Source organism: Nocardioides halotolerans DSM 19273 (assembly GCF_000422805.1).
GTDB classification, from domain to species: Bacteria; Actinomycetota; Actinomycetes; order Propionibacteriales; family Nocardioidaceae; genus Nocardioides; species Nocardioides halotolerans.
The window spans coordinates 423,127-439,727 of sequence record NZ_KE383923.1 but is presented as its reverse complement, the minus strand read 5'-3'; the positions used below and the strand labels follow the sequence as shown (position 1 = coordinate 439,727).

Here is a 16,601-nt window from a genome sequence, read left to right as displayed (position 1 = left end):
CAGTCCACTCAGAAGGGTGATCTATGTCGGACCTGATCCAGTACGAGGTGGACGGTCGAACGGCCCTCATCACGATCAACCGGCCGCAGAAGATGAACTCGCTCACTCCCGAGATGCGCGATTCCCTTCGTGAAGCATTCGTGCAGGCGAATGCGGACGAGTCGGTCTGGGTGATCGTCTTCACGGGAACGGGTGATCGGGCCTTCTGCTCTGGGTCCGACCTCGGTAGCAACATCTCCCGCCTGACCGACGACCCTGCGACCGGGCTCAAGGGCGCCATTCCCGACCCATCGAAGCGTTGGTTCTCCGACATCTACAAGCCGATCATCTGTGCGGTGAACGGAGTCGCGGTCGGAGGCGGCGTCGAGATGATGCTGGGCACGGACATTCGCGTGGCAGCCGATCACGCAACATTTGCCCTCCGTGAGGTCGCACGCGGCATCGTTCCTGCCGGAGGTTCACACGTCCGGTTACCGCGCCAGGTGCCATGGGCGGTTGCGATGGAGATCATGCTGCTCGGCGACCCGATCGACGCGGCTCGCGCCTACTCCATCGGCCTCGTCAATCGCGTCGTTCCTGGCCCCGAGGTTCTGGCAACGGCTCACGAGCTCGCCGCGCGACTTGTCCGCAACGGACCGGTTGCCGTGAGAACAGCCAAGGAAGCGATGGTCAGATCACTCGAGCTGGAGGGGCCGTTCAGCAGGGACTACTACCTCTCAGGCACCGTCTTCCATACAGAGGACGCTCGCGAGGGGCCAAAGGCATTTCTAGAGAAGCGTGAGCCCAGGTTCACCGGTCGCTAGCGCGGTGGGCACTCGGGTCCGCAGGATCATCGGTCCTCGTCGTCGGCGACGCGTTGACCGCGTCGCCACGAGTCGAGCACCATCAACGTCTTGGTCCCGATGACGTTCCCGTCCCGACGGATCAAGTCGATGAGTCGGTGCAGGTGCGGGAGACTGTCGATGCGGAAGTGGATGAGGGCATCGGGGTCGCCGGCGACGGTGTAGATGCCGATGACCTCAGGAAGGTCTTTCGCAGAGGCGGTGATCGCCTCGACCTTGGTATTGCCGGCGTACCTCACCTCGGCAAACGCCTCCATGGTCGCGCCGAGCTGGCTCTCGTCGACCAGTGCGGTGTACCCGGTGATGACACCTTGCCTTTCCATCCGCTCAACTCGTCGTTGAACGGAACTCGGGGAGAGGCTCACCGTGCGGGCGATGTCTCGCACCGAGCGACGCCCGTCCTCGACCAGCTGATCGAGGATCTTGCGGTCAACCGCGTCAGTCTTCATCTCGGGCACGCTGACATCCTAGACTGAAACGCAGTAATATTGCGCAGGAAGCCGAAGTGCTGCAACAAATTTGCGGATCTGCTACGAACATGTCACTTTGGTTGCATATCACGCCAAGCGGCGTGAGCGTTTGTCCATGGTCGGACAGGAAAACGCATGACGTCGTTGGACATGCCGTCTGCACGCACACCCACGGCGGACCAGACGCTCGGCATAGATGTAGCGGCGCTGCGCGACATCTCTCAGCGAGTGCTCTGGTTGTCCACCGCGATCGTGGACGCGGCGAATCGCGGGCGGCCCAATGAGAGTGGTGTCAAGGTGGGAGGCCACCAAGCCTCCTCGGCGTCGATGGTCGACATCATGGTGTCGCTGTGGTTCTCCGAGCTGACAAGCCTCGACCGGGTCTCGGTCAAGCCTCATGCCTCACCTGTGCTGCACGCCATCAACTTCCTACTCGATGATCTAGAGCCTCGGTTCCTCTCCACTCTGCGATCCAAAGGTGGTCTTCAGTCCTACCCGAGCCGACTCAAAGACCCGGATACGGTCGACTTCTCGACGGGATCGGTCGGAATCGGTGCGACCGCAGCGCTCTGGGCCGCGATAGCCCATCGCTACGCGGCCTCGAGGTTCCCGGACACACCGCCGGCAGGCCGATTCGTGAGCCTCATTGGTGATGCAGAACTCGACGAGGGAGCGATCTGGGAGGCGGTCGCCGACCCAACGGTCTCGCGACTGGGTGAACTCTTGTGGATAGTCGACCTGAACCGGCAGTCCCTGGACCGCATCGTCCCCGACGTGCAGATCCACCGCCTCGCAGGCATGTTCGCCGCCGCGGGGTGGCAGGTTCTCACACTGAAATGGGGTCGGACCATCTCCGAGCTCTTCAACCGACCCGGCGGCAGCGAATTGCGGCAAAGGCTGGAGGAGATGCCTAACGAGGAGTACCAGCGACTCCTGAGGGCCGACGACGCTGAAGTCGCCAGCCGTCTTTCGGGCCCCCATCCAGGACAGGGTCTGAATCAACTTCTCAGTTCCCTGTCCACCGACGAGTTGAAGCTTGCCGTCCGTGACTTGGGTGGCCACGACATCGGCGCTCTTCTCAACATGTACGCGCAAGTCGATGACTCACGACCGACCGTCATCTTCGCGTACACCATCAAGGGTCGCGGGCTTCCCATCGAGGGACATCCGAACAACCACTCCGCGCAACTGACGCAGGCGCAGATGGAAGTGCTCGCGCAGGCGTCCGGGACGGATGCGGCGGACCCGTGGCGTCCTCTTCCGCCGAACAGCGACGCGGCGCGCCTCTGCGCGTCACGGGCTGCTGTTATGGCTCGCCCTGCCGTCGTCGCGAAAAAGCCGATGTCGATGCCCGTGACCCTGGGTCGGCCGCACCGAACTGCAATCTCGACGCAAGCGTCCCTCGGCAGGTTCCTTGCCGACTTCAGACGCGCATCACCAGAAAATGCCGAACGCGTCGTCACGTGTAGTCCTGACGTGGCTTCGTCGACCAACCTGGGAGGCTGGATCAACAAGACTGGCGTCTGGTCGGTTGCAGACCGTCACGACTGGTTCGCCGACGACCCCGACCGGGTTTTACGTTGGTCCGAGGTGAGTGTCGGCCAGCACATCGAGCTTGGCATCGCCGAGGTGAACCTGGTTGGTTTGCTTGGCGAGCTCGGCGCGACTTGGTCGAGGTGGGGCGAGCGACTTATTCCGATCGCGACGCTCTACGACCCGTTCATCGCCCGGGCCTTGGAGCCCTGGTCATACGGTATCTACTCCGGCGGGCAGTCGATCATTGTCGGCACGCCCTCCGGGGTGACGCTCGCTCCCGAAGGTGGGGCGCACCAGTCCATCACCACCCCATCGATCGGGCTAGAACAACCGGGTTGCATTGCTTGGGAGCCCGCGTTCGCACAGGACCTGGAGTGGTGCCTCCTGCACGCAATGAGCCAGGTTGGCTTCGAAGGCGGCACGTCGTCCTATTTCCGCCTGTCTACCCGGCCGATTGAACAGACACTTGCCGCCACGCCCGAGGATCCGCACCTTCTGGAGCGACGACGTCGGCATGCTGTCGCGGGCGGGTATCGACTGCCTCGCTTCGGCACCGACGCCGAGGATGTCACTCTGGTCGGCGTTGGGGCGATCATGCCTGAAGTGCTCGCCGCGGCCGAGGCCCTTGCCGTTCTGGGCGTCACCGCCGGCGTCGTATGTCTGACGAGCCCAGATCTCGTGTTCCGATCCTTCCTGAGCCGCGGACGGCTCGGTGTCACGATTGGGGACGACATCGCCGCCACGCTCTTTCCGTCCTCACTCTCCGCGCCGATCGTTACCGTCATCGACGGCCATCCACATACTCTGGCCTTCCTCGCCGGGATGCGGGGTGATCCCATCCGATGTCTCGGCGTGCGCGAATTCGGGCAATCGAGTGACTTGGAAGACGCATATCGACTCCACGGAATCGACACGGGCTCGATCGTCGATGCCGCGCTATCGCTACTCGATCGATGAGCCCGCCGGTTGACAGATTCGATCCGGCTCCCGCTGCGAAGTTACTCGCAACAAGATCGCGACCGCTGGCCTTCGCCCGCCCCGCTCATGCGGCCTCGGGTAGCGGGTGGTTGTCGGATTCTCCACTCGGGTCGAGGACGTTCGGGTTGGTGAGGAGGACGAAGCCGTGGAACTCGGGCTCAGGTGCGAGCAACGGGTTGGCGAGGTCGCCATTGCCGGTCCGGTCGTGCCAATTGCGGAGCTGTCGGAGGTTGGTGGCAGTGGCGGCGGCGGTGATGGAGAGCGTGACCAGCGGGAGACCCACGAACCTAAAGAGGCCGCGGTGGACGTTCTCGTTGTTGGGTGCCTTGAGCAGTCCGAACGCGGCCTCGACATATGTCCTGCGCCGATAGCTTGTTTCCCACCGTTTGTCGCCCCAGTACTCGTCCTGGGCGTGCTTCATCGCTTGTGCAAGCTTGGTCTTCCTGTCGCGCTCGCTCCTCGTGTCGTCTTCGGCCGGGGGCTGGATGCGGATCATGAACGTGCGTTGGTTGCAGCAGGTCGGCTTGGCATCCTGGGCTGGTGGTCGGGCGATGCTGGGGAGGTCGAGCTGGTGGGCGACCTCGATGGTGCCGGGGACGTGGGTACAGCCGACCTTGCCGGCCCGGGCGGGGCATTCCCAGCGTGAGGCGCCGTCAGGGATGTGGCTCTTCACGCGTCGCATCGCGTAGGCCTGTCGTTCGGCGATGAGCTTCTCGAATCGCTCCTGAGCTGCCCGGCTGGCTCCGATGCCTGGGCGGGGGATGGTGCCGAGGCGGTTGGGGGTGCCGGGACAGTGGGGCCAGGAGGCGGCGATCTTGGCGCCGTCGTAGTCACGGAACCCGTGTTCGTTCTCTCGGAGATCAAGGACGGGTCGGATGCCGCGGGTCCAGAGCTGGTAGGCCCAGCGGTTCCACTCCTTGTATGAGTAGTGCCGGTCGGCGGCGAGGTCCTTGACCGGGGTGTGGGCGCGCACCCGGTCGAGGAGGCCAAGACTCACGTCCACGATGTCGGTAGCCGCAGGGGTGAGCTCAACGGCCTCGATGAGGATCGGATCGTCCTCGTCGGTGAACGAGGGGCCGGGTCGCAGGTCGGGGATTCGTACGAGGGCGTGCAGTCCGTAGCCGAAGTAGGCGTCCTGAGTCCCGTCCTTGCCGGTCTTGGTGCCCCACGCTGCGTCGGGGCAGCTCGACAGTCGAAGCTGTGCAGCGGCAGACTCGTCGACGCCATCGGGCTCATGCTCCTCGTTGCTGACTGCTGCCTCCTCAAACCGTCGGTTCCTGCGGCCGCGTGCCCAGGCCCAGATGCCGCTCTCGTCGAGGGCGTAGGAGCTGCCTGGTCGTTCGGGGAGGGTGGCCCGCAGGAGTCGGTCGCTGATCTCGCGCATCGCGTCGCGTCTCTTCGCCCGTTCTTCGTCGGTCAGACCTGTTGCCTTCGGGCCGGTCCACGAGAGCTTGCGGGTGATCGTTCGGGAGATGTTGTAGAGCTCGTCGATGGGCATGTCGGTCCACCGCATCTCCGGAGCTCCGCGAAGCCCGGCGGCAGGGGTTTCGGAGACGGGGGAGAGGTGACGGCGAGTTGTGCCGGCTGCTGCCCCACCGTCGGTCGCTGCTCTGTGGCGGATGGTCCCGAGTTCGAGCTGGATGTTGAGGGGCAGCTCGCGAGTGCCGATCTGGTGCATCCGTTCGATGGTCAGCTCTCCGTCGGCGGCAGCCAGGAGCATGAGGATCAGGAAGGTGCGAGGGCTCCCAGGTGATCGGCGGCCGCGCGGTGAGGTGCGAATGGCCCTCTGGAGGACGTCGGCGGCCCCGCTGGTGTCGACGATGTGCGTGACGAGCTGGTAGCGGAACGCCGATTTCATGCCGCCACCTCCGCACGTGCTGCCGCGGCAGGTGGGCCGCCGCGGAGTGCGAGTCCGGTCTCCTCCTGGGTGGGAGGGGGCAGGTACGGGATGAGGTCGGGCAGGGTTCGGGCGGTCCGGAGCCCGGCTGCAGTCATTAGAAGGTCCAGGCGGACCGGTTGCATCAGCAGGGTCGCGAGCCAGGTGGCCCGGAGCCGCGACTGCTCGATCCGCGGGCACCCGCCGAGGACAACGACGTCGGCGAGTGCGTTGGCCGCAAGGTTTCGGCGCTCCTCGACCCTTCCCAGCAGCAGCTGATCGGAACCGAGTCCCTCAAGGCCCCGGAGGACGAGCTCGACGTACTCGACGCGCACCGGCACGAACCGGGCGGCTGTCGTGGCGGCTGTCCTGGCGGCCGTCTCCGCGACCGTCACCGTCACGAGCGGGCGCGAGCTGTCTGGTGTGACTTGGATGTGGTGACGTCGCAGTCCGCGGAAGTCGCTGGAGTCGAGGCCGGCGCCTAGGCCGAGCCCGATGCAGAGTGCGGCCTTCCGGGTGCGCTCTGCCGATGGCTGGTTCCAGGCTGTGCGGAGGAGTGCCTGGACTTCGCGGTCGGTGTAGGGCGGTCGGACGGTGGGGCGTGCGATCTCGACGTGGGGGGCGGGCGCCTGCTCGGGGTGGTGCTGGTCGGCGAGGCGACGGAGGCGGCTGCGCCGGTCCGCGCGGGACTTGGCGCTGCTGCCGGGCATTCCGGTCCGGGCGTACTCCTCGATGTTCGATCGCGTCAGCGTCGCGACGGTGAGAGGGACGTCGTGGTCACGTGCCCAGACGTAGAAGTAGCCGAGGTGGGTGAGGTGTTTGCGGAAGCTGTCGTGGCCGCGAACGACGGATGCGGCCAGTACCTCGGCGACCACCGGGTGCACCTGGGGCCAGATGGTTGAGATCGGCGGCCCGGGGCTGAACTGCTGGACCATCTGGGCCAGCTCAGCTGGCAGATCCGTCGCCTTGATCGCGGGCGTGTTCTGGTCGGCGAGCAGCCGTCTCGCGGCCGCCGCGCTGGTCCGTCGTGGGCGAATCGCCATCGACCTGTTCTCCTGCGTTCGGCCCGGGAACCCCGGGCTGCCGGGACCTTCCGGCGGTTAGCAAGGTGCCGGCCGATGCTCGTCTGGCATTCGATCTGAGTCGAGGAGCGGCAGGTCGGCTCTAGGCGCTCCTGTGTCGCCGGCTTCTTGCCGACTCGCCCCGTGTCCGGACCGTCTCCGGTCATGTCCGATGAACATGCCCTCCCGCAGACCACGTCCACCTCGCCCGGGGATGTCCAGCCAGGGTCAGAGACGGCGGGCCGAGGCTTGCCGACTTCCTCGCCTCTGACGCTCGTTATCCACGATGGCGAGGGGACCTGGCATGCGGTCAGCGCCCTGAAGCTGGTCGGGCTGCTGCCTGAGGAGCTCGCGGACCTCGAGGACGGCGACGAGAGCCTGCTTGACGATCTCCCGAGCCGCAGTGTCCTCGAGGCGCTCCAGGCACAGAACCCCGACCTCGCCGACGACATCTGGACCTGAGTCTGGCCAGACTCTTCAGCAGTCAGGCGGGACCCCGAAGCGCCTCTAAGTCAATAAGAGACGAGCAGCACCCGCCAAGCCGGATTTGACGTGTCGGGAGGCTCTCGAGACTTACCCTGCTTGCTGCGTGGCACGACCCGCGAACGCAACCAGGGAGGGCTCAGACCATGACAGAAGAGGCATGGCACGAGGCACGGTTGATCCCAACCTCCGGCATCTCGGGAGCGGAGGAGCAGGAGCGCCGGGCCACCTCTGCGCTGTTGGCGGTCATGGGCATCGTCAAGGAGTTCAGCAAGGCCGTCCTCGGGCCGCTCGGCGCGCCGGCCGGAAACGTGGAGACCTACATCGAGGTCCCGTTCATGCTGGTCGACAAGCGCTGTTACCCGGACGGTCTGATCCGGGTCACACGTGGCTCGCGAACCTGGACTGCGCTGGTCGAGGTGAAGACCGGGAAGAGCGAACTCGAGACGCAGCAGCTGGAGAACTACCTCGACATCGCGCGCGAGCAGGGCTTCGACGCCCTGATCACGATCAGCAACGAGATCCCGCCCGTCGCGGGTCAGCACCCGACCAAGGTTGACAAGCGCAAGATGCGCAAGGTCGAGCTCCATCACTGGTCATGGACCTACCTGCTCTCCACTGCGGTGATGCAGAAGGAGCACCGCGGTGTCTCCGACCCAGAGCAGGCCTGGATCCTCGGGGAGCTCATCAGGTACCTCGAGCATCCGCGTTCGGGTGCGATGGAGCTCGACGACATGGGCCAGCACTGGGTCGCCGTCCGCGAAGCGGTCACCGCCGGGACGCTGCGCGCTACCGACAAGGCCGCCCCGGAGGTCGTCGCGCGGTTCGATGCGCTGCTGCGCTACGCCAGCTTGCGTCTGGGACGACAGCTCGGCACCGAGGTACTCCCTGTGCTGAGCCGCCGTGAGCAGGCCGAGCCCGGCTTGCGCGCTCAATCCCTCCTGCAGGGCATGGTCGGCCAAGGCCTGCTCTCCGGCGCCATCCGGATCCCTCATGCCGTCGCGCCGATCTCCGTTACCGCCGACCTGAGGGCCGGTCGGGTGATCGCATCGCTCGACATCGACGCGCCCAAGGAAGGCAGAGCCCAGACACGTGTGAACTGGCTGGTCCGCCAGCTCAAGAGCGCACCGGACTCCGTACGGCTGGAGGCTTTCGTCGCAAACGCTCGCGGCGCCGGCGCGACGGAGCTGCTGGGCAAGGTCCGCGAGGAGCCCAGCCTGTTGATCGCCGACCCCAAGCGTGACCTGCGCAGCTTCCAGGTCGCCATGTCAGCACCCATGGGCGTCAAGCGAGGCCGCGGTCGTGGAGGGTTCATCGACTCAGTCTTGGAGCTGGTCGACGCCTTCTACGCCGAGGTCGTCCAAGACCTGAAGGCGTGGTCGGCCTCGCCGCCGAGGATGCGGGAGCCACTGGCTGTCCACGAGACCCCCTCGGCTCTGGTCTCGACGTCCCTTTCTTCGCAGGACGGCCCCTACGACGTCGACCACCAGGAAGACGGCGACAACGCAGGAAGCGACGCCGGGCCGACTACCAATCTGAACGCCGCAGCGGGGTTCGATGACAACGGAGCCGGCGACAACTCGGCCCCCGGGGTCGACGAGTCAGGCACCGTTACTCGCGCCGAAGACGACCCACTACCAAGTGGGACCGCACCCTCGCCCCGTTGTTCGTAAGCCGACCGCCCCGTGCGCCTCTTTCGACGTCGCAGCCGAGAAGACACCTCCCCGCCCGACCGTGGGCCAGCTGCCGCACCACCGGATCCGGGTGAGGATGAGACGGCCCAGCTGATAGCAGCAGAGGCCGAGCGGCTCATGCCCGAGATCGACCGGCGAGCCCAGCAGCTGCTCGCCGAGCTCGACGGTGGGCCTACGCCCTCTGACTCGGTCACGCCGCCTGACGAGCCGCCACCGCTCACCTCCCCGACCGCAACCTCGAAAGTGCCGGGACCGTCGTGTATGAGTGCAGAGGACTGGGCCCACCGAGTCGCCTCCTATCGACGGCAGCAGAGGTCCATCGCGGAGATCGTCGAGATCGCCAGCCATCTCGAGCGACGCGGCCCACCGAAGCCACGCCAAAAGGCTCAAGGACGGCGCATCACACCCGATTCGGCCGGCACGGTGAGCGGCAGCGGCCATGCGGGAGGTGTCGTCCGAGAGGACTATGTGGCCAAGGAGAACGAGAGCAGGTACCTGACCCGGGACACGAACGGGTCGCCGACGCTGAGGCTTGTCGACGCCGGCGACCGACTTGTCTTCTGGTCGCCCATCGACGGCGGCAAGGCCCTCAACCCCAAGGGCCCTGGGCTGCGGTCCATCGGGATCGTGACGTCCTACGCGCGGGGCAGTGCGTACCACGCGGCGGCGTTCCGTAGCGCCGATCTGCGCAAGGGGCGACCCGTCGAGCTGCGCAGAGAGCCGGACAATCCGCACGACCGCAACGCGATCGCTCTCTATGCACCTGGCGCCCGGAAACCGTTCGGCTACGTCCAGCGCGGGCGAGCCGTGTCGTTGGCCAAGCGCCTCGACAGAGGTGAGGAACTTGGCGCGGTCAGCCTGCGGGGACCTCGCTCAGGACGAGACGACGGCACGGCCTTCATCGTGATCGCCGCTGCCGCCGACATCTCATCCATGCTCAGCTCTGGTCGTCCGTACGCCTGACGACCTCGGGTTCGCTCGAAGCAGCATGCGCGGTCGCGATCAGCTTCTCTGGCCTTCCCGATTTTGCCTTTGATCGAGGTTGCGAGGGACCAGCTCGTATCCCATCGACATGGTCAGACTCCTCAACCGCGTCATCGCCCGACCTCAGGTTGTGAAGGCGGAAGTAGAGGTCGACGGTCTCGTCGATCTCTTGGTGGAACCGGACGCGCTGCTCGAGATCCAGCTGAGAGAGCAGGTCCAGGACCTTGCGGATTGTGTCGTCCAAGCGCTGCCAGATGTCGACGTGCTTTGTCGGGATGACCAAGGGGAGTCGGGCGACGGCTGCTCGGCCCCCGTAGACGAAGACGAGGAAGGCCCGGTAGGTCGTGCCGGTGCGTGGGTGTTGCTCGAACACTCCGAGGCTGCGGATGTCGGAGAACGGCGGTAGCTGCCAGTGCTCCTCGTCATCGGACGGCACCTCGGTCATGGGTCGACCTCGTTCGGCGAGTCCGGTCTGGCCTCCGTTGGATCGTCTTCCTCCAAGGGCTCGGTGTCGCCATCGACGAGATCGACTGCAAGCTCACGCAGCTGATCGACGGTGCCGATGAAGTCCTTGGCCAACCTGAGTGCCGCCTCACGGACCGCAGGAGGTTTGTCGCAGGGCTTCCTGGACCAGCCGCGAGAGGTGCAACCGACGCTCGGCATCGGCAAGCTCGTCCTCTGCGCGCTTGACGAACTGGACTCGGCTATCGACGAGGTCGCTGGCTTCCTCGATCTCGGCGTCGGCAAGGGACTGCGCGATGGCGAGGAGGTCGGTCGACGTCAGTGCGTTGACGAAGTCGAGCACGACCTGGCCGCTTGGATCCGGTATCCAGCCCTCAGGCTCGAGGCCGGGCGGCTGCATCGTGAACACACCCGGTTCGGTCTCGACCATCCAGCGCATCCAGGCGGTCTCGTCCTCGACGTCTCGCCGGATGAGGAACCGGTTGTGCGAGTCCCAGTGGCGAAAGCCGATGCACGTGAAATCGCCTGCTACGACGTGGGCGTAGACCTGGAGGACGTCGTCGCCATAGGGCAGCTCCCAGGTGGTCTCCACGGCAGCCAGCGTGCCGGTCGGGTACGACACGACATTGATCATCCGGTCGACGCCGAGGACCGCCTGCCTGTGTCGCACCTCGATGCCACCATCTGGGACCACACCGCCACTCGCGCCGGTTCACCAGGCGCGGCGGCATGGGGAGAATCCGGAAGGAAGACGCGCGATGCGACGACGCGAGCCGCTCCCGTGGTCCTTCGCACCCGGTGACCGGAAACGTTCCGTGCTGGCGACCCCGTCACGCCGCGACTGGCGCTGGGTGCACTTCACGGCCGCCGGCCCCGTCCGGCCCGACCCGCAGATCGGGACCGTCGTGCGCTCGGTCGAAGGCGGCGACCCCTGGTTGCTACGCCTCAGCGATGAACTACATCTCCCCGCTCGGGGGCTGCGGTCCACGCGCGCACACGAAGAGGACCAGCTCAGCGAGCTCAGCCCCACGGGGCCGACGCCACTCGAGCACCTGTTCCTCGACACGGTCGCGGCCCTCCCGATCGAAGAGATCGTCGAAGCTGCGCGGATCTTCGCTCAAGAGCGGTCGACGGCGCGCGAGCCCGGCTGGAGATGCGGACGGAGCGGAGCAAGCACGACCCACGCAACCGAGTTTGGTCCGGGATGATCGAGAGCAGCCACGAGCGGGTCGCTCTCGAGGAACTACGGCGGGCGGCCCTGAACATCGATCATCCCGTGGCGAGGTCGTTCGCCGTACGCGCGGCCGACTCCTTCATCGGCAGCCCGGACCAGTTGGTCGAGCTGGCCGCAGACGTGGCCTCTAACAGGTGACGGAGCGGGGCATCCCGGGACACCGCCGGTGTTCCATGCGGAAACCGCCGCCGGACTCTAAGGTCCGGCGGCGGTCTGGTCGAACGCGCTGCGCCCGGCGCTGCACCTACGCGGCGTCGGGTGGACCTGCCGTGGGCACCGTCCTCGAGATGGTGCGGCACAGGGTGCAGTCAGGCATCCACTCGCCGACGGGGTGTTCGGCGACGGAGTCTTGGACGGCCCAGTCGGTAAGCAGGTGCTCGTAGGGGAGCGGGAACTCCTGGCTGATGATCGACTCGACACTCAGCAGGAGCTCGAACGTTTCGGCGGCCTCCTCGAGGCCGTGGCTGCGTTGAGCCGCGGCCGTGGTGGCGAGGTGCTCGCGGACACTCGTCAGCCGCTCCAGCCGACGGCGGTCCTTGTAGTCGGCTAGCGAGATGACTTCCGCCAGTTGCTCCGCTTGGGCAGCGGAGGCGCTCCGCGTATCGCTGGTCCGGTGATCGATTGTGGTCATGACCCCTCCATGGGTCTTGGCGCCGCCGGGAAACATGGGCGTCCCAGTCGTGGCGCGGAACGTCTCCGACGTTCATCAGGACCCGTTGGCGCGACTCTCCGGCCCCAAGACCCGTGCGCGCCTCAATCGGGCTCCGCGAGGTCGGCCTCAGGATCGGTGGCGAGATGTGTGGCGAGCTGCCTGAGCTCGTCTGCGTTGCCAACGAAGTCGTCCGCGATCCGAAGCGCTGCCTCGCGAACCGTCGGCGGCAGCCTCAGTGCGTCGAGAACCAGGTTGGCGCGGTGCAGTGCGCGTCGGGCTCGCACTAGGTCTTGGCTAGTCCGATCGAGAACATCGAGGCGCTCTCGAGCTTCGTTTCTCGCCACTATGACTTCTTGCCTGGCGAGGGTCTGCGCGATCTGTAGCAGCTCCCCTTCGGAGAGCCCATCCACGAACGCGCAGACGCGGCGCGCTCGCGACTCATCCCGCTGGTCCGGCGCATAGTCATCTGGCAGATGGGCGTGGCCAGCAACTGCGTCGGTGTCGACTCTCCAGAGAACGTGGGCACATGCCTCCGAGACACCGCGACGCACGATGTAGTCCACAGAGTCTCGATCCCGGAACTCGATCGTGGTGATCGTGCCGCCCGACGCACTCGCCTGCACCGTGAGCACCTGGCTTTGAAACGAGATCTGCCACGCCATTTCCACCTCTGGATGCTGACGAGTTTGTGCGACAACACCCTAGGTAGCCGGTGATCGGCGTCGGAGATCGCCAGCGCGGGACTCGACGTCTACGTGTTGCTTCACGCGCGCTATGCAGGATGCGCGTGAAGCGACAGATGACTACCTAGGGACTGTGTTGCTCCGGTCGGAACCGACTCGTGGGACCGGTCAGACTCAGAGCGGCCACCACTTGACCGGCGACGGCGATCGGGGCTGCGACGCAGTTGATACCGAGGGCGGATTCCTCTCGCTCGAAGGCGACCCCTCTACGCCGAGCGTCCGCTAGGGACCTCGAGAGTTGCCCAGGCCGGACGATCGTGTGTGGCGTTCGACGCTCAAGTGCACCGCTCAACATCGAACGACGGACAACCGTTGGCGCGAAGGCGAGCAACACCTTGCCGATCGCCGTGCAGTGCAGTGGCAGGCGACCACCTACGCGCGATGGGCTTGATGCCTGCCGGTGTCCGCCGAGCTTCGAGATGTACATGACCTCTGTGCCCTCGCGCACGCCGAGATGCACGGTCTCGTGGGTCCGTTCGTAGAGGTCTTGCATGAACGGGACGGCCAACTCGAGGAGGCTTCGCTCGGCCGAGGCGCGCATCCCGAGCTCGAAGAGACCACCGGACAGCCGGTAGCCGCCGCTCGTCTTGTCGAGGAGACGGAGCTCGACCAGCTCTCCGCAGAGCCGGTAGGTCGTGGCCTTGTGCAGCCCCGTGCGGCGGACCAGCTCCGCCAATGTCAGCACGTGATCGTCGACCCCGAACGCGCGGAGGATCGCTGTGGCCTTGCCCAGGACGGAGTCGAGATGGGTGGCTGCGGCCATCTCGGCATCGTATCGCTGAGCGATACGATCCCCTCGCGCGTCGAGCGCTTCGGAGCCACAGTCCCTCCATGCCCACCGATGCTCTGCAGGCCGCGGCGGAACGGTTGCAGGCGGCGGCTGCGACGGGGCGGCCGTGTCGGCCGGTTCGGGGCCTGATCGGTGCCGACGACCTCGAGGCGGCTTACGCCGTCCAGACCGCCGTGGTGGACGGACGCGTTGCTGCTGGTGCGCGGGTGGTCGGTCGCAAGATCGGTCTGACGTCGCAGGCCGTGCAGCAGCAGCTCGGGGTGGACCAGCCCGACTTCGGCGTCCTCCTCGCGGACATGCAGTACGCAGACGGGGACACGATCCCCTTCGACCGCCTTCTTCAACCGCGGATCGAGGCGGAGGTGGCGTTCGTCCTGGGGGATGACCTGGCGGACGGCGACCTTGACCTGGTGCAGGTGAAGGACGCCGTCGGGTACGCCGTCGCGGCCATGGAGATCGCGGACAGCCGGATCGAGGGCTGGGACATCACGATCGCGGACACCGTCGCCGATAACGCCTCTTCAGGGGCCTACGTGCTTGGATCCCGACGGGTGCACCTCGACCGGTTCGAGCCCAAGGACGTCGAGATGCGGATGATCGTCACCGGCCAGGATGACTCGACCGGCACCGGCGCGGCGTGCCTGGGTGACCCCCTGGAGGCGCTGCGCTGGCTCGCGCTCCGATCCCGCGAGCTCGGGGATCCGCTTCGAGCCGGCCAGGTGGTGCTCTCCGGGGCACTCGGGCCCATGCGGCCCGTCGTCCCGGGTGCCACCGCCACCGCAGTCATCAGCGGTCTCGGCGGGGTGTCCGTGCACTTCTCGGCGGTTCCGGCGTGAGGACGAAGGTGGCCGTCATCGGCTCCGGCAACATCGGCACCGACCTGATGATCAAGGTGCTCCGCACGGCGAAGCACCTCGAGATAGCGGCGATGGTCGGCATCGACCCGGACTCGGACGGGCTGGCGAGGGCCGCCCGCCTAGGCGTACCCACCACGCACGACGGGGTGGAGGGGCTGCTGGCGCTGCCCGGTGCCGACGAGATCCGGATCGTCTTCGACGCGACCAGCGCCAAGGCGCATCGTCACCATCACGAGGTGCTGGCGCCGCTCGGGAAGCGGCTGGTCGACCTCACCCCTGCGGCGATAGGTCCCTTCGTGGTGCCGGCCGTCAACCTCGAGACGCACCTCGACGCCCCAAACCTCAACATGGTGACCTGCGGGGGGCAGGCAACGATCCCGATCGTGGCTGCGATCAGCCGCGTCGTACCAGTGGCCCACGCCGAGATCGTTGCCTCGATCGCCTCGAGGAGCGCAGGTCCAGGCACCCGGGCCAACATCGACGAGTTCACCGAGACCACTGCAGCGGCCATCTCGGAGGTCGGCGGTGCGCGGCGAGGGAAGGCGATCATCATCCTCAACCCTGCCGAGCCGCCGCTGATGATGCGCGACACCGTGTTCGCGCTGGTGGAGGCGGCGGAACAGGGCCAGCTGGACGAGATCCGCAGGAGCGTGGAGAAGATGGTCGGCGACGTCTCCGCCTATGTGCCCGGCTACCGCCTCAAGCAGGATGTGCAGATCGAGGAGATCCCCGCCGGGTGGCCGCTGCGGACACTGGTCGCCGAGGACCCCGACCGCGTGACTCACCAGGTCTCGGTGCTCCTCGAGGTCGAGGGGGCGGCGCACTACCTCCCGTCGTATGCCGGCAACCTCGACATCATGACCTCGGCGGCTCTCCAGGTGGCCGAGCGGATCGCTGCGGCCCGGGCGGGGGCGTGAGCATGCCCGGCCGGGTCTTCGTCCAGGACGTCACGTTGCGCGACGGCATGCACGCCGTCCGCCATCGGCTCGACACTGGCGACGTCCGGCGCATCGTGGGCGCCCTCGATGCTGCCGGCGTCGACGCGATCGAGGTGGCCCACGGGGACGGACTCTCGGGCAGCTCGGTGAACTACGGGCCGGGCTCCCACACGGACTGGGAGTGGATCGAGGCCGCGGCGTCGGTGCTGCAGCGGGCTCGGCTGACGACGTTGCTCCTGCCCGGCGTCGGCACCATCCGCGACCTCGGGCACGCCCACGAGCTCGGCGTCCGCAGCGTCCGCGTCGCCACGCACTGCACTGAGGCGGACATCTCGGCCCAGCACATCTCCGCGGCTCGCGAGCTGGGCATGGATGTGTCGGGCTTCCTGATGCTGTCGCACATGGCTCCTCCCGATGAGCTCGCCAGGCAGGCCAAGCTGATGGAGTCCTACGGCGCCCACTGCGTCTACGTCACCGACTCCGGCGGTCGGCTGACCATGAACGACGTCACCGCCCGGGTGCGCGCCTACCGCGACCTCCTCGATCCCGGCACCGAGATCGGCATCCACGCGCACGAGAACCTCTCACTGTCGGTCGCCAACTCGGTGATCGCCGTCGAGCACGGCGCGACGCGTGTGGACGCCTCGCTCGCCGGTCACGGCGCTGGGGCGGGCAACTGCCCGGTCGAGGCCTTCGTCGCCGTCGCGGACCTCTCCGGCTTCGAGCACGGGTGCGACCTGTTCGCGCTCCAGGACGCCGCGGACGACTTGGTCCGTCCCCTTCAGGACCGCCCGGTGCGGGTCGACCGGGAGACGCTCACCCTCGGCTACGCAGGTGTCTACTCCTCGTTCCTCCGGCATGCCGAGGCCGCGAGTTCCCGGTACGGCGTCGACGTACGCCAGATCCTCATGGAGTGCGGCCGCCGGGGCCTGGTCGGCGGCCAGGAGGACATGATCATCGACATCGCACTGACCCTGCAGCGCGCGTCCGCCTGACCTGTG

18 protein-coding genes are annotated in these 16,601 nt (G+C 66.8%); 9 read left to right on the top strand and 9 right to left on the bottom strand.

Going from position 1 to position 16,601, the window contains the following annotated elements:
• Positions 1–23: 23 nt before the first annotated feature.
• A complete protein-coding gene (locus tag G514_RS0116940) occupies positions 24–803 on the top strand; it encodes an enoyl-CoA hydratase/isomerase family protein (protein WP_028652725.1) in 780 nt (259 codons plus the stop codon).
• Positions 804–829: 26 nt separating this feature from the next.
• Here G514_RS0116940 and G514_RS0116935 read toward each other — a convergent pair whose 3' ends face one another.
• Positions 830–1,291, bottom strand: coding sequence for an Lrp/AsnC family transcriptional regulator (locus G514_RS0116935; RefSeq protein ID WP_036565364.1), 462 nt, complete (start codon positions 1,289–1,291; stop codon positions 830–832).
• A 156-nt stretch (positions 1,292–1,447) separates the two neighbouring features.
• Here G514_RS0116935 and G514_RS0116930 point away from each other — a divergent pair, with 156 nt between their 5' ends.
• Complete coding sequence (locus G514_RS0116930) at positions 1,448–3,805, top strand: transketolase-like TK C-terminal-containing protein (RefSeq protein ID WP_028652723.1); 2,358 nt, start codon at positions 1,448–1,450, stop codon at positions 3,803–3,805.
• Between the two features lie 85 nt (positions 3,806–3,890).
• Here G514_RS0116930 and G514_RS0116925 read toward each other — a convergent pair whose 3' ends face one another.
• Both G514_RS0116925 and G514_RS0116920 read right to left on the bottom strand, forming a co-directional pair.
• A complete protein-coding gene (locus tag G514_RS0116925; protein ID WP_028652722.1) occupies positions 3,891–5,684 on the bottom strand; it encodes a hypothetical protein in 1,794 nt (597 codons plus the stop codon).
• Positions 5,681–6,577, bottom strand: a complete 897-nt coding sequence (locus tag G514_RS0116920) for a hypothetical protein (RefSeq protein WP_157544914.1) — start codon at positions 6,575–6,577, stop codon at positions 5,681–5,683. The genes G514_RS0116925 and G514_RS0116920 overlap by 4 nt, the downstream gene beginning before the upstream one ends.
• Before the next feature lie 351 nt (positions 6,578–6,928).
• Here G514_RS0116920 and G514_RS0116915 point away from each other — a divergent pair, with 351 nt between their 5' ends.
• From G514_RS0116915 to G514_RS29930, 3 genes are all read left to right on the top strand, one after another.
• Positions 6,929–7,225, top strand: a complete 297-nt coding sequence (locus G514_RS0116915) for a hypothetical protein (RefSeq protein ID WP_028652720.1) — start codon at positions 6,929–6,931, stop codon at positions 7,223–7,225.
• Positions 7,226–7,392: 167 nt separating this feature from the next.
• Positions 7,393–8,919: a hypothetical protein gene (locus G514_RS27350; RefSeq protein WP_211222168.1), complete on the top strand. Its 1,527-nt coding sequence runs from the start codon at positions 7,393–7,395 to the stop codon at positions 8,917–8,919.
• Between the two features lie 138 nt (positions 8,920–9,057).
• Complete coding sequence (locus G514_RS29930) at positions 9,058–9,903, top strand: HIRAN domain-containing protein (protein ID WP_084152168.1); 846 nt, start codon at positions 9,058–9,060, stop codon at positions 9,901–9,903.
• On the opposite strand, the gene G514_RS0116900 is transcribed toward G514_RS29930, so the two are convergent.
• Genes G514_RS0116900 through G514_RS0116895 form a run of 3 tightly spaced genes read right to left on the bottom strand, consistent with a single transcriptional unit; the run spans position 9,878 to position 11,008 of the window.
• Positions 9,878–10,369: a hypothetical protein gene (locus G514_RS0116900; RefSeq protein WP_028652719.1), complete on the bottom strand. Its 492-nt coding sequence runs from the start codon at positions 10,367–10,369 to the stop codon at positions 9,878–9,880. The genes G514_RS29930 and G514_RS0116900 overlap by 26 nt on opposite strands.
• A complete protein-coding gene (locus G514_RS30425) occupies positions 10,366–10,503 on the bottom strand; it encodes a hypothetical protein (RefSeq protein WP_157544912.1) in 138 nt (45 codons plus the stop codon). The genes G514_RS0116900 and G514_RS30425 overlap by 4 nt, the downstream gene beginning before the upstream one ends.
• 13 nt (positions 10,504–10,516) lie before the next feature.
• Complete coding sequence (locus G514_RS0116895) at positions 10,517–11,008, bottom strand: hypothetical protein (protein WP_157544910.1); 492 nt, start codon at positions 11,006–11,008, stop codon at positions 10,517–10,519.
• 582 nt (positions 11,009–11,590) lie between these two features.
• Between G514_RS0116895 and G514_RS30420 the strand changes: the two genes are divergently transcribed.
• Positions 11,591–11,758, top strand: a complete 168-nt coding sequence (locus G514_RS30420; protein ID WP_157544908.1) for a hypothetical protein — start codon at positions 11,591–11,593, stop codon at positions 11,756–11,758.
• 106 nt (positions 11,759–11,864) lie between these two features.
• On the opposite strand, the gene G514_RS0116880 is transcribed toward G514_RS30420, so the two are convergent.
• From G514_RS0116880 to G514_RS27340, 3 genes are all read right to left on the bottom strand, one after another.
• Complete coding sequence (locus G514_RS0116880) at positions 11,865–12,251, bottom strand: hypothetical protein (protein ID WP_028652716.1); 387 nt, start codon at positions 12,249–12,251, stop codon at positions 11,865–11,867.
• Between the two features lie 122 nt (positions 12,252–12,373).
• Positions 12,374–12,934, bottom strand: a complete 561-nt coding sequence (locus G514_RS0116875; protein ID WP_028652715.1) for a hypothetical protein — start codon at positions 12,932–12,934, stop codon at positions 12,374–12,376.
• A 145-nt stretch (positions 12,935–13,079) separates the two neighbouring features.
• Positions 13,080–13,778, bottom strand: coding sequence for an IclR family transcriptional regulator (locus tag G514_RS27340; protein ID WP_051247595.1), 699 nt, complete (start codon positions 13,776–13,778; stop codon positions 13,080–13,082).
• Positions 13,779–13,846: 68 nt separating this feature from the next.
• Here G514_RS27340 and G514_RS0116865 point away from each other — a divergent pair, with 68 nt between their 5' ends.
• Genes G514_RS0116865 through dmpG form a run of 3 tightly spaced genes read left to right on the top strand, consistent with a single transcriptional unit; the run spans position 13,847 to position 16,595 of the window.
• Positions 13,847–14,641: a 2-keto-4-pentenoate hydratase gene (locus G514_RS0116865; protein WP_028652714.1), complete on the top strand. Its 795-nt coding sequence runs from the start codon at positions 13,847–13,849 to the stop codon at positions 14,639–14,641.
• Positions 14,638–15,579 carry an acetaldehyde dehydrogenase (acetylating) gene (locus G514_RS0116860; protein ID WP_028652713.1) on the top strand — a complete coding sequence of 314 codons (942 nt, stop codon included), beginning with the start codon at positions 14,638–14,640 and terminating at the stop codon, positions 15,577–15,579. The genes G514_RS0116865 and G514_RS0116860 overlap by 4 nt, the downstream gene beginning before the upstream one ends.
• A 2-nt stretch (positions 15,580–15,581) precedes the next feature.
• Positions 15,582–16,595, top strand: coding sequence for a 4-hydroxy-2-oxovalerate aldolase (dmpG, locus tag G514_RS0116855; RefSeq protein WP_028652712.1), 1,014 nt, complete (start codon positions 15,582–15,584; stop codon positions 16,593–16,595).
• Positions 16,596–16,601 lie beyond the last annotated feature (6 nt).